Source organism: Stenotrophomonas sp. YIM B13575 (assembly GCF_042787595.1).
In the GTDB taxonomy this organism is placed as follows: Bacteria; Pseudomonadota; Gammaproteobacteria; order Xanthomonadales; family Xanthomonadaceae; genus Stenotrophomonas; species Stenotrophomonas lactitubi_B.
In genome coordinates, this window is record NZ_JBHZOP010000026.1 from 14,589 (window position 1) to 26,977 (window position 12,389).

The window sequence follows — 12,389 nt, forward strand, 5'->3', positions numbered from 1 at the left end:
TCACCGCCAACGCGCAGCCATCCCATGCAAAAAGTTGCAAAGCGTGCTCAACACCCGGCATCGCTTCAGGCGTCGTCCAGCACTGCGACATTTCGCCGCAGTTGCCTTGCAATGTATTCGATGGTGACAGCGAGGGTGAGGCTCCAGCATGGCGGCGCCTTACACGGAGCCTCCCCTTGCAGAACACCATTCCCCGCCGTCGCGCCTTGGCCGTTGCGCTCGCGATCGCTGTACTCACCAGTCTTCCCGCGACCGCGCAACAGGTCGTGGCCGATGGTGATGAGCAGTTTCCGCCTGCTGGCGATTACCGCACCACGTTGCCGGTAGTGCCGGGCGATCCGTCCGGTCATGCGTTCTACGCCATCAATGGCGGTCGTATTGCTCCTGCTGGACAGGTGAATCTGTCAACTGAGGGGCGTGGGGCGCACGCCGCTCATGCTGAGGGTGCTGGCAGCACCATCACGCTGCAGGGGGGAAGTGTGCTGGTAACCGGGGAGTCGGCGGCCGGGCTGTCTGCAGCGGCCGGCGCCACGGTGCACGCAGTCGGTACCCAGATCGACGCGACCGGACGCGGCGCGCGCGGGATTCTGCTCAACGACGCCAGCGCAGTACTGGATCGTGTGGGCATCCGTTCCAGTGGCGATGGCATCCACATGAACGGCGGCGCGCTGCAGATGCGGGACAGCCATGTGCAGCTGAGCGGACAAGGTCAGCACGGCGTCTATGTCAACGGCGGAATCGCGCGGATACAGGGTAGCCAGATCGAACTGGATGGCGCTGCACATCGTGGTGCATTGGCCACCGGTGGTGCGCAGCTGGACGTTGTGTCATCGCGCATCTCGGGTACTGGATACAGCCTCACCGGCGCAACCGCGCACATCGGCGCGTCGCTGCAGTTGAACGATGTGGACATCGAACTGGAGGGGGACGCCGGCACGGGTGTTTCCCTGGGGGGCAGAGTCGACATCAGCAACAGCCGCATCACGGTCATTGGAGATCACGGACGCGCCGTGGAAGCCTCGCGGGGCGAGTTGAACATCGACAACTCGCGCTTGGCCGCCACCCAAGGCATCCGCGTGATGAATGGTGGCGTGGTGAATCTGCGCGACAGCGAAGTGCACGCGGAGTATCACGCACTGGATCTCAATGGCACTGGCAACCAGGGTGTGGTCGCCAACAGCTCGCTCAGTACCCGCAACGGCACCACGATCTGGATTCCCGGCAGCAGCACGCTGCACCTGAGCAATTCGCATGTGGAAGCCAGTGGAGATCGGGGGTTGGCCGTGGATGTTCGCGGAGGAGAGGTGCAGATACAGCACAGCACGCTGCGGACGCATGGGCAGAGCGCGCACGGCATCTATGCCGATGGCAACAACCGGTCGCGTCCGAAGCTGCAGGTGGACGCGAGCGAGATCTCAACGGTGGGCAATGGCTCCAGTGGTGTGATCGCGCGCCTCGGTGGAAGCGCGCACCTGGTCGACAGTGCGGTCAGCACCACGGGAGTCAATGCGTACGGCGTGCTGGCCGGCGGCACCGGAGAGGTCACGCTCATCAACACCCATGTACGTACCGAAGGTAAGGGTGCATGGGCGGCAGTGATCAACGACAACGGCCACATGACCATCAACGGCGGCTCGCTGGTCAGCGCCGAGCATGGTGGCGTGTGGCTGCGCAGCAGCCGCGACCCGGGCCTGGCCTTGCGCAACGGCGCGGTGGTATCGGGCGGCAATGGCATTGGCCTCGCATTGGATGCTGCCGTGGCCGGGCGCTTCGATGTGGCGCTGGAAGGACGTTCGCAGCTGTTCGGCGACATCGTCATCACCCCCGAGGACGAGGACGCCGGACTGGTGCCGCAGTCGGACGTGCATGTGCGGTTGGCCGACAGCGCCCTGTGGGCAGGTACGTCCACTCTGGTGCAGACCCTGGCGCTGGAAGGCGGCAGCCAGTGGACGTTGACCGGCGACGCCACTGTCGGTGAACTGCAGGCGCGCGACAGTGTGGTGACGTTGTCCGATGGCAGTGGCCGCTTCAATACGCTGACCGTGGACGGCGACCTGCACAGCGAAGGTGCGGCGTTCGTGTTCCAGGGCGCACTGGCCGGCGATGATTCGGCCATCGACCACCTGCATGTGCGCGGCGATACCTCCGGTTATGCCTTGATTGCGGTGAACAACATTGGCGGTGTGGGCGCGCCCACCGTGGATGGCATCCCGCTCATCGAGGTGGACGGTGCATCGCTGGCAAGTTACACCCTGACCGGGCGCGCGGTGGGTGGTGCGTACGAGTACTTCCTGTACCAGGGCGGCATGACCGACCCGACCGATGGCAACTGGTACCTGCGCTCGCAGTGGTTCGATGTCTGCGAGGACGACCCGGCGGCGCCGGGCTGCGCAGTCAATCCGGGGCCGGGCCCAGACCCGGGTGAAGGCGGCGAAGGCGGCGAAGGTGGGGAGGGCGGCGAAGGTGGGGAGGGCATCGATCCGGTCGATCCGATCCGGCCGCCGCCGGTGCTGCGCCCGGAGGCCGGAGCTTATCTGGCCAACCAGTCGGCGGCGGTGAACATGTTCGCCCATCGCCTGGGCGATCGGATTGGTGCACCGAACAGTGGCGACGGGCGGAATGCCTGGGCGCGCATGGGCCGCCAGCAGGCTGACTTCAGCGCGGTGGGCGGCCAGCTGAGCGTGGATGGCTCGACGTCGGTGCTGCAGATCGGCAGTGACCTGCTGCGTCGCGGTGACGTGGTGTTCGGTGTGATGCTGGGCAGTGGCCGCGCCGACAGCAGCGTGGTTTCGCAGCTGACCGGCTATGGTGCCAAGGGCCGCGTGCGCGGCAGTGCCGTGGGCGTGTACGGCACCTGGCTGCAGAGCGGCGGCTGGGATGAGGGGGCGTACGTGGATGCCAACGTGCAGGTCGGACGTTTCGACAACCGCGTGCACGGCGTCGGGCTGGAGCGCGAGAACTACGACGCGCGCATGACCAGTGCCTCGCTGGAAAGTGGCTATACCTTCAACGCGTGGCAGGGTGCATCGTCAGCGCTGTACCTGCAGCCGCAGTTGCAGCTGTCCTACGTGGATTTCCGGGCCGACCGCCATGTGGAAGGCAACGGTACGGTGGTCGATGGTAGTGAGGCAGGCGGCCTGGACGGCCGGGTGGGCGTGCGCGCATTCGGCCGAAGCACGGTGGCCGGTAACGTGGTGCAGCCCTATCTGGGCGTGAACTGGCTGCGCAGCAGCGGTACCAGCACGTTGCAGTTCAACGGTGACACGCTGGGTGCGGATGTGCCGCGCAACCGCTATGAAGTGCAGGCCGGTGCCGAGTTGAAGCTGGGCCAGCGCTGGGGCGTGTGGGGTGGCATGACCGTGCAGCGCGGTGACCATGGTTACCGCAACGTGAGTGGCCAGGCGGGCATGCGCATGGCCTGGTAAGCGGCGAATGCCGGGGTCGGATCCCATTGCGCAGGCAATGGGCTCCGACCCCAACCGTTCCGGCGGGCGGACCTCTGTAGAGCCGCGCCCATGCTCGGCTCACCGCGCGAAGCGCGGCGTTCTTCGTGATCTGACCGGAGAGCAGCCGAGCGTGGGCTCGGCGCTACACATGACGGGGTCAGAGCCCATCGCCGTTGCGATGGGATCCGACCCCGCGCAATCGGTAGCGCCGGGCCACGCCCGGCGGCTGTCACACCGGCGGCAGCACTTTGCCTGGGTTGAGAATTCCGTCCGGGTCCAGTGCGTGCTTGATCGCGCGCATCGCCGCCAACGTCGCCGGGGTGAATGCCTGCGCCATGAAATCGCGTTTGGCCAGGCCAATCCCGTGTTCGCCGGACAGCGTGCCGCCCAACGCCAGCGTCAGTTCGAAGATCTTCGGCAGTGCGGCATGTGCGCGTGCGTTCTCGTCGGCGTCGTCCGGGTGGTAAAGGATGTTGACGTGCAGGTTGCCGTTGCCGGCATGGCCGAAAGTGACGATGGTCAGCGCGTACTCGCGCGCCAATGCCTGCACGCCAGATACGAGTTCCGGAATGCGCGACACCGGTACCACCACGTCTTCGTTGATCTTGCCCGGGGCGACGCTGCGCAGTGCGGGCGACAGCGCCTTGCGTGCGGCCCACAACTGATCGCGCGCGCGGCCTTCCATCGCCACGTCCAGTTCGATCATGCCGTCGCCCTCGGCGGCGGTCGCCAATGCCTGCAGCAGGTAGGGCAGCGTGTCGTGGTCGCCGTCGGCCTCGACCAGCAGCATCGCGCCGGCCTCCGGCACGTCGGCACCGTTGAGGCGCAGCAGCTGCAGGCTGCGTGCGTCCATGAACTCCAATCGCGTGGGCACCACCGGCTGCGACATCAGCCGCGATACGGCAGCGGCGGCCGCATCGGCGTCGCGGTACAGCACGCGCAGGCCCGCCTGGCTGACCGGCAACGGGGTCAGCTTGAGGGTGGCTTCCACGATCAGCGCCAGCGTGCCTTCGCTGCCCACCAGCAGATGGGTGAGGTCGTAGCCGGTGGCATCCTTGGTATACGCGCCGCCGCAGCGGATCACCTCACCGGTGCCGGTGACCGCCACCAGGCCCAGCACGTTGTCGCGGCTGGTGCCGTACTTCACCGCGCGCGGGCCGCCGGCATTGCAGGCCAGGTTGCCGCCGATGCTGCAGATCTCCGCGCTGGACGGGTCCGGTGCCCAGAACAGGCCGTGCGGTGCCAGCGCCTGCTGCAGCGTTCCATTGAGTACGCCTGGCTGCACCACGGCGCAGCGGTCACCGGCACGAATCTCGACGATGCGGTCCATGCGGGTGAACGACAGCACGATGCTGCCGGGCAATGGAACGGCCGCGCCGGTGGTGCCGGTGCCGGCGCCACGCGCAACCAGTGCCACGCCGTGCGTGCGGCAGGCGCGCACCAGCGCCTGTACCTGTTCGATATCTGCCGGCAGTGCCACAGCCATCGGACGTTGGTGGCGCCAGGAGTTGTCCTGCGCGTTCGCCTCCAGCGCGCCGTCATCCATGCGCCAGCCATCGGCACCCAGCAGGGCGGACAGTTCGGCAATCAATGCAGCGGGCAGGGCAGTACTCATGACGGATCTCGTGGGGCAGCAGGGGCGGGTTGAATCAGTTTCCACGCAACAACGGCGCCGACCAGCGGCAGCCACACCCAACGCAGTTCCGACAGCAGCGTGGCCAGGCCGCGCGCGCTGAAGAACTGGGGGGCGAAGGGCGAAACGCGGATCGGCCGCCACGGCGCGAAGAAGCGGTGTTCGCTCCACGGCCAGGCCAGGGCGACGCCCAGCCCGCCGGAGGTCATCGCATCCAGCAGCGGATGGCTGGCGGCGCAGACGAAGACGAACGTCGCCGCTTGAACGGTAGATGCCAACCTTGGTTGGCACAAACCCGCCGACCAAGGTCGGCGACTACCAAAGAACGCCAGCAACGCTGCCAACACCGCCAGCACGCCAGCAAACACCAGCGAATGGCTGGCACCGCGATGGCCGAACGCATCGGCATAGGGAATGTGCAGGGCGAAGGCCAGCACGTCGGCGTCGGGCAGCATGGCGGCGATCACACCCGCGGCCAGCAGGCGCGGCGGAATGCGGCCGCGATCAGCGGCGCACCACAGCGCCAGCGGCACGGCGGCATGGGTGATGATCGACGGCATCAGCAGTCATCCAACCGGAACGCATCGCGCAGCCACCGCAGCTGCGGCGGATCACCACTGGCTTCCACCACATCGAAACGGCAGGGCGCATCGGCCAAGGCAGGATGGTCCTGCAGATACAGCAGGGCGGCATGGGCCAAACGCCTGCACTTGCGAACATCGACCGAGGCCGCGCCGCCACCGAAGTCCTGTCGCGCGCGATAGCGCACTTCCACGAAGACCACGGTGCCGGCGTCATCCATCACCAGGTCCAGTTCACCGCCGCGATAACGCACGTTGCGTGCGCGCGGCTGCAACCCGGCCTGCTGCAGATGCTGCTCGGCGGCGGTTTCCACCGCCGAGCCACGTTGCAGGTGCTCAGCGACCACCGGCGATCGGCATCGGCCGGCCACCGCTGAAGGTCGACCATGCCGGCTGGCGCAGGATGTTGCCGTTGCTGTCCAGGTACAGCGTGCCGGTGGCGCCGTCCAGGCCGCCTTCGGTGGCCAGCTTGTCCAGGTAGGCACTGATCTTCCACGCATCGGCGCCGAAGGCGAACAGGCGGCTGGCCGCACCGCGCGCGCTGGGCAGGGTCTGCGCGACCTGGGCAGCGGACGGCACGCCGGACACGCTGCGCACGTTCCAGGCTTCATTCGGGTAGATGATGCCGTCCAGCGCCACGTCTTCTTCGACCTTGCCGCTGCCGGTGGTCAGCTGCGAGGTACCCACGCGGGTGGCACCACCGGCACCGGCCAGCGCCAGCTGCGGCGCCAGCAGGCGGGCCTGCGGTGCACGTACGGCCAGGAACACGGCATCGACCGCGCCGGCATTCCGAATCTGCGCGCTGACATCCCCCACCGTTTCGCTGACCGCGATGGTGGCGGCGACGCTGCCGCCGCGCTGGGCAAAGCGCTGTGCGAACGCGGCAGCGGCGCGGCGGCCGGTGTCGTCGCTGCTGTTGATCACCAGCGCCTTGCTGCGCTCGCGGCCGCGCATGTATTCGGCTGCGACGATGCCGTCGTCTTCCGGCGCCAGCGAGAAACCGGCACTGCCGGCCGGCGGCGCATCCTTGCCGCGGTTCAGGCCCAGCACCGGCACCGGCAGCTGCTGGCGGCCATACACGGCATCCACTTCGTCACGGCCGAGCGGGCCGACCACGAAGTCGGCACCGGAGGCCACGGCCTTGTCATACGCGGCCAGCGCACCGGCCGGGGTACCGGCGGTGTCGAAGAAGTTGACCTCCGGACGACGGCGGGTTTCACCGTAGTAGGCGCTGAGCAGGCCATCGCGCACCGGCTGCGCGGCGGTGGCCAGGCGGCCGCTGAGCGGCAACAGCACCGCCAGCTTGGCCGGCGGTCGGTAGCCATCGCTCATCGCCGGCGGGCGCTTGCTGGTGTCGAACTGGGCGGCGCCATCGCGATCGAACGGGCGCGGCAGCGGCAGGCCACGCGCGATCAGCGCACGGCCGGCAAAGTTGTACAGCGGGTCATTGGCCGGCAAGGCGGCGGCGCGGCTGCGCAGGGTGGCATCGTCGAGGGTGCCAAGCAGGCCGGAGATCGCGGCCTGGTTCTCGCTGCGCGCGGCACCGGTCAGACCGGCATGTGCACGGGCGCGTTCGGTGGCGGCGCCGAAGGCATCGCCGGTGGCCTGCAGGGCATTGGCGCGGGCCAGGGACCAGCGCGTGCGCAGGCTGGGGTGCACGTTGTCGCCATGATCCTTCAGCAGGGCCAGCGCCTGCGCCGGTTGCTTGTCGGCCAGCGCCAGCTCGGCACTGGCCAGCTGGTAACGCTGCAGGCTGGCACCGTTCACTTGGCGGGCGGTCACCTGGCCCAGCAGACTGCGCGCGCGGGCGCTGTCGCCGGCCAGATGCCAGGCCCAGGCCGCATCGGCCAGGGCGTTGCTGCGGGCACCACCCCGCAGGGTGGCGGCCAGCGCTTCCAGTTGCAGGGCGGCGTCGCGCGGCTTGCCTTGTTCGATCAGCGCCAGCGCCTGGCTCTGGGCCGGCGATTCGGGCGCGCTGACGAGGCTGGTGGTGGCACAACCGGCCAGCAGCATCAACGACAGCGACAGGGCAGAGATGCGTGCGGCGGGCTTGTTCATGATCGGGTCCATGCGATGAGGGCAGCGGCCTTGGCCAGGTACACGCTAGGATTCTACCCTTGCCCCGTGAGTACCGCTGAAATGAGTGTCCCAACCCTGTATGTCGTCGCCACGCCGATCGGCAACCTGGCCGATCTGAGCCCGCGCGCGCAGGAAGTACTGCGTTCGGTGGCGGCCATCTGCGCCGAGGACACCCGCCGCAGCGGCCAGCTGCTGTCCCATTTCGGCATCCAGCAGCCGCTGGTGGCCCTGCACGAGCACAACGAAGAGGCCCTGGCCCAGCGCTTGGTGGCGCGCCTGCAGGCGGGCGAGTCGCTGGCGCTGGTCAGCGATGCCGGCACCCCGCTGGTCAGCGATCCGGGCTTCCGCCTGGTCCGTGCGGCGCGCGCGGCCGGCATCAAGGTCAGCCCGATTCCCGGCGCCTGCGCCGCCATTGCCGCGCTCAGCGTGGCCGGCCTGCCCAGCGACCGCTTCACCTTTGAAGGCTTCCTGCCGGCCAAGGCCAGCGGCCGCCGCGACCGCCTGCAGGGGTTGGCCGGCGAAGTGCGCACGATGGTGTTCTACGAATCCTCGCACCGCATTGCCGAATCCCTGGCCGACATGGCGGCGATCTTTGGCGGCGAGCGCCCGGCCGTGCTGGCGCGTGAGCTGACCAAACTGTTCGAGACCGTGCTGGACGGCGACCTGGCCGGGCTGCTGGCGCAGGTGGAAGCGGACGACAACCAGCGCAAGGGCGAGTTCGTGGTGATGGTGCAGGGCGCTGGCGATGATGCCGAGGCGCAGCTGGCGCACGGCCGCCAGGTCTACGCCAAGCTGAGCGAGCACCTGCCGCCGTCGACCGCGGCCAAGCTGGCCGCCGAGTTGACCGGTGCACCGCGCAAGGCGTTGTACGGCAGTTGATCGGGGTTGGGTGAATCGCAGCCACGCATGGCGTGGCTCTACTGCGGTGCGGCTGGATCCACGCCATTGCGTGTGCACAGTAGATCCACGCCATGCGTGGATGAAGAAACCGCAGACAAGGACGAAAACGATGTCGGCAAAAGGATTTTCACTGGTGTTGGCCATGGCGGTTTCTGCCCACGCCTGGGCAGGCGAGGCGCTCCATCCCGCCGAACTGGGGCCTGGCTTCACCGGCTATGCGCTGTTCGATCCGGGCCTGGTGCAGCTGCAGCAGGGGCCGTATGTGGAGGGCAACCACGCAATGGTCATCTACACGGCGGCGCGGGAAGCAGTGGACCTGGCCGAGGGGTGCCCGCAGGTGGATCCTTCCGCGCGCGAAGAAATCGAGCAGGCCTACCAGCAGATGGCAGCCAGCCAGCACCGGTATGTCAGCGCCCAGCAGTGGACGCAGCTGCGTCAAACGCTTCACGGCAGCTACAAACAGCCGCCGCTGCGTGGCGTGCTGGAATGTGGCGGGTTTGCCTTGCAGGCCCCGTATTTCGATGAACGGCTGGAGGGGCGCCTGCTCGCCCACACCGAGATGTCGCGCTCTGCCAACGGCGCTGTCGATGATCGCGCCGATGCCTTGCGTCCGGCGTTGGGGCTGGGAATGGCGGGAGGCACGCTGGTCAATCACGTGCTCAGCGGCAGCAACGCCGAGCGGGCCGGCCTGCGGGCGAATGACGTGGTGCTGTCGGTGCAGGGCACCGCCGTGGCGACGATCTACGGCATTGAACAGGTCCTTCGCGCATACGCGCCGGGTGACCGCATACAACTGAAGGTGCGCCGCACGGCGTTGGCTCTGGCAACCGGGGCGTCGTCGCAGGAACTGGATATCGCGATGGTGCTGGAATCGCGGGCGGCGTTGCTGGCGCCCGCACAGGCGCGTTGAGCCTGCGGGTGCGCTGTGCAGCCAGGCATGGCGTGGCGCTACTGCCGGGGCGGATGAACCGCGCGCCGTGATCAACCCGGCAGGGCAGGCGCGCGTGCGGTAGAATACGCGCGGCGGAGTCGGCCAGACAGTCGCGTCATCCCTTCGGGGGTGCCGAGGAAAGTCCGGGCTCCATAGGGCAAGGTGCCAGGTAACGCCTGGGCGGCGCAAGCCGACGGAAAGTGCAACAGAAAGATACCGCCTACGTCTTCTTCGGAAGGCCGGTAAGGGTGAAATGGTGCGGTAAGAGCGCACCGCGAGTCTGGCAACAGACCGGTACGGCAAACCCCACCTGGAGCAAGACCAAATAGGGATCCATTGGCGCGGCCCGCGTTGGATCCGGGTAGGTTGCTTGAGCGTTGCGGCGACGTAACGCCTAGAGGAATGACTGTCCACGACAGAACCCGGCTTATCGGCCGGCTCCGCCCCTTCATTCCATCCACAGCCATCCACGCATGGCGTGGAACTACCGGCTTGGGATTTCGGGGTCAGAGCCCTTTCCTGCGGAAAGGGATCCGACCCTGTGCGGTCAGCGGTACTGCCCGGCGGAAATGAACTGCGAGAAGCGCTCGCACCACACCACCACGGTGGTGAACTCATCCACGTCCACATCGGCCGGCACCTCCACCAGGAAGCGGTTGAAGGTCTTGACCTCGCCGATGCGCTGGGCCTTGTCCTTGATCTTCAGGAAGTCGGCCTTGTTGTCGACGAAGTCGTGGACCAGATACACCTTGTAGTCCGGACCGGGACCCATCTTGCCGTCGAAGGCGACCTGGCGGGCGCTGACGCTGACCTTGCCTTCGGCCCAATGCACCGCGTCGCTGCCTTTGAGGTCGCGACGGAAGGTGGTGCGATAGGTGGCGTCGGCCATCGCGGTCTGTACCTGCTCGACCGGCGGATCGTCGGGCGCGATCAGGATGGGCAGGAAATACACGCCCAGGCCGAAGCCAAGGCCGAGGGTGAGTACGTGGGTGGCGAGCAGGATGAGGATGCGGCGCACGGGGCCTCCTTGTGGCTGTGGATCGCGCGGCAGGGCGCCGGGCAGGACCACCTTGGGAGGCTGAGGGCGACATTTATAGACACAGTGCCGAAGGCGAAAAGGGCACAGCGGGGTGCCTGTGGTGCTGCAGCCCTTGTGGCAGAGGCGGGTATTGGTCGCGCCCGGACGCTGAATGACGCGTTTGGTCTGTTCCGCCAACGGCTCATTCGATGCAGAACACGACACGCCGAGCGCTGGCACCACCCTTCCGGTCAGAAAATGACGTGACTCTGCCCGCTGGGTACACCCTGCGGCCCAAAGCGGCGCTCGTGGATTTCGCCGTGGCCGTTCGCGTCAATCAGCAGCACGGTGCTGGCGCGGGTGCCGTAGTCGTCGCCGCGGATGAAGGCGGGGCTGAGCCAGCGTTCGCGCTCCAGGCCGATGCCGGTATCGGGCAGGTCGCTGTCGGCCGGGCGGTGTTCGTCGGCCAGGGCATTCCACAGTGGGGCCAGATCCCTTTCCGCTTGGGAAAGGGATCTGGCCCCGTCCTGTTCCAGCCAAGCGGAAAGCGCGTCCATCAACCGTCGGGTCTTCGGCCAGGGCGCGTCGATAGCGCCATTGGACATGCCATGTACGCCTGGACCAAGCGTCTGCCGTTCGGCCGGGTGGTTGCCCAGGTATTCCAGGCTGTGGCCATCGGCCAGCAGCAGGTTGAACGGGGCGTAGGCCGCGGAGATTCCGGCCAGACGTTCTATATGCGTGCCCGCCGGATCGCGGCCACGCAGGTAGTCGGCCACCAGGGCGCCACGTGACGGCCCGGTCTGGGACGCCTGCGGATCGCGGACGTTGGTCACCACCGCCATCCGGCCGCCGGCACCGACGCCGGCCCAGCCGCCGCCGGAGCGCAGGTCGCGCCCGCCGATGACGGACGTCTCATCCTGCCAGGGGGCCAGGGCCGCGGTGGGGCGGGCGTGGAACTCATCACGGTTGCCGGCCATGACCAACCGCCAGCGCGGGTGGTGCAACCAGCCAAGAGCAAGCAGGCACATGGGGCCATTGTGCCCGGTTTGCGCAGAGCGGCGTCGCTTTCGGCCCGATCTGGATGAATGCGCAGGCCATGTTTCACGCGCCCTCCACACCCCTGAACTTCCGTTCAATCTCAAAAATTGAGACGGATCAGCAACTTGTGGATAAACCTTGAACAACTCTCTAAACATCGGCGCAAGCCATTGATGCGGCTGGCGATTTCCCTGCTGAAAAGTTGTTGACAACCCTTGGGCCGCTGCTAAGGTGGGCATCAGAGGGAAATCCGGGTGTTTTGTGGATTTTCGTGGTTCAATGTTTCACCGGGCGAAGGATAAGGTGCAGGCGTCGTGTTCCAGGGCGAGACGGCCATCACAGTTGACGACAAAGGACGCATGGCGGTTCCCACCGCTCACCGCGACCTGGTTGCGCGCGTCAGCAACAACCGTCTCGTATTGACCTACAACCCCTTCGAGTCCGGCTGCCTGTGGCTGTATGCCGAGTCGGAATGGGAGCGGGTACGCGACGACGTCATGTCCAAACCCAACACACAGCGCGTCGTACGTCTGCTGCAGCAGAAGCTGGTCGGTTCAGCCGCCCACCTGGAGCTGGACGGCAACGGTCGCATCAGCATTCCCGCCAGCCACCGCGGTGCGGTGGGCATTGAGAAGAAGGCGGTATTGCTCGGTATGGGCGACAAATTCGAATTGTGGAGCGAGCAGGCGCATCGGGCCCTGATCCAGCAGACGTTGTCTGATGAGGATCTGGGTGATGGGTTGCTCGACCTGAAGTTGTGAGC

At 67.2% G+C, this 12,389-nt stretch carries 10 protein-coding genes and 1 other RNA gene; 5 read left to right on the forward strand and 6 right to left on the reverse strand.

Annotation, left to right across the window (positions count from 1 at the left end):
- Nucleotides 1-176: 176 nt before the first annotated feature.
- On the forward strand, nucleotides 177-3,425 hold the full coding sequence (locus ACFX4F_RS05960; protein ID WP_380653198.1) for an autotransporter outer membrane beta-barrel domain-containing protein: 3,249 nt from the start codon (nucleotides 177-179) through the stop codon (nucleotides 3,423-3,425).
- 250 nt (nucleotides 3,426-3,675) lie between these two features.
- On the opposite strand, the gene ACFX4F_RS05965 is transcribed toward ACFX4F_RS05960, so the two are convergent.
- Genes ACFX4F_RS05965 through ACFX4F_RS05980 form a run of 4 tightly spaced genes read right to left on the reverse strand, consistent with a single transcriptional unit; the run spans nucleotide 3,676 to nucleotide 7,718 of the window.
- A complete protein-coding gene (locus tag ACFX4F_RS05965) occupies nucleotides 3,676-5,061 on the reverse strand; it encodes an FAD-binding oxidoreductase (protein WP_099820309.1) in 1,386 nt (461 codons plus the stop codon).
- The gene (locus ACFX4F_RS05970) at nucleotides 5,058-5,639 is read right to left on the reverse strand and encodes a metal-dependent hydrolase (RefSeq protein WP_380653202.1); all 582 of its coding nucleotides are present in this window, start codon (nucleotides 5,637-5,639) and stop codon (nucleotides 5,058-5,060) included. The genes ACFX4F_RS05965 and ACFX4F_RS05970 overlap by 4 nt, the downstream gene beginning before the upstream one ends.
- Nucleotides 5,639-6,007 carry a YraN family protein gene (locus ACFX4F_RS05975; protein ID WP_380653205.1) on the reverse strand — a complete coding sequence of 123 codons (369 nt, stop codon included), beginning with the start codon at nucleotides 6,005-6,007 and terminating at the stop codon, nucleotides 5,639-5,641. The genes ACFX4F_RS05970 and ACFX4F_RS05975 overlap by 1 nt, the downstream gene beginning before the upstream one ends.
- Nucleotides 5,997-7,718: a penicillin-binding protein activator gene (locus ACFX4F_RS05980; RefSeq protein ID WP_380653208.1), complete on the reverse strand. Its 1,722-nt coding sequence runs from the start codon at nucleotides 7,716-7,718 to the stop codon at nucleotides 5,997-5,999. Before ACFX4F_RS05980 ends, ACFX4F_RS05975 begins: the two co-directional genes overlap by 11 nt.
- Before the next feature lie 81 nt (nucleotides 7,719-7,799).
- Between ACFX4F_RS05980 and rsmI the strand changes: the two genes are divergently transcribed.
- From rsmI to rnpB, 3 genes are all read left to right on the forward strand, one after another.
- Nucleotides 7,800-8,618: a 16S rRNA (cytidine(1402)-2'-O)-methyltransferase gene (rsmI, locus tag ACFX4F_RS05985; protein WP_099820306.1), complete on the forward strand. Its 819-nt coding sequence runs from the start codon at nucleotides 7,800-7,802 to the stop codon at nucleotides 8,616-8,618.
- A gap of 163 nt (nucleotides 8,619-8,781) precedes the next feature.
- The gene (locus ACFX4F_RS05990) at nucleotides 8,782-9,549 is read left to right on the forward strand and encodes a PDZ domain-containing protein (RefSeq protein ID WP_380653212.1); all 768 of its coding nucleotides are present in this window, start codon (nucleotides 8,782-8,784) and stop codon (nucleotides 9,547-9,549) included.
- A 115-nt stretch (nucleotides 9,550-9,664) separates the two neighbouring features.
- Nucleotides 9,665-10,016, forward strand: an RNA gene (rnpB, locus tag ACFX4F_RS05995) — RNase P RNA component class A.
- A 101-nt stretch (nucleotides 10,017-10,117) separates the two neighbouring features.
- On the opposite strand, the gene ACFX4F_RS06000 is transcribed toward rnpB, so the two are convergent.
- Together ACFX4F_RS06000 and ACFX4F_RS06005 are read right to left on the reverse strand one after the other, a co-directional pair.
- Nucleotides 10,118-10,588, reverse strand: coding sequence for a DM13 domain-containing protein (locus ACFX4F_RS06000; protein ID WP_380653215.1), 471 nt, complete (start codon nucleotides 10,586-10,588; stop codon nucleotides 10,118-10,120).
- A gap of 251 nt (nucleotides 10,589-10,839) precedes the next feature.
- Nucleotides 10,840-11,616, reverse strand: a complete 777-nt coding sequence (locus ACFX4F_RS06005; RefSeq protein WP_380653218.1) for an NRDE family protein — start codon at nucleotides 11,614-11,616, stop codon at nucleotides 10,840-10,842.
- A 324-nt stretch (nucleotides 11,617-11,940) separates the two neighbouring features.
- Here ACFX4F_RS06005 and mraZ point away from each other — a divergent pair, with 324 nt between their 5' ends.
- On the forward strand, nucleotides 11,941-12,387 hold the full coding sequence (gene mraZ, locus ACFX4F_RS06010; protein ID WP_025876601.1) for a division/cell wall cluster transcriptional repressor MraZ: 447 nt from the start codon (nucleotides 11,941-11,943) through the stop codon (nucleotides 12,385-12,387).
- The last annotated feature ends 2 nt before the right edge of the window (nucleotides 12,388-12,389 follow it).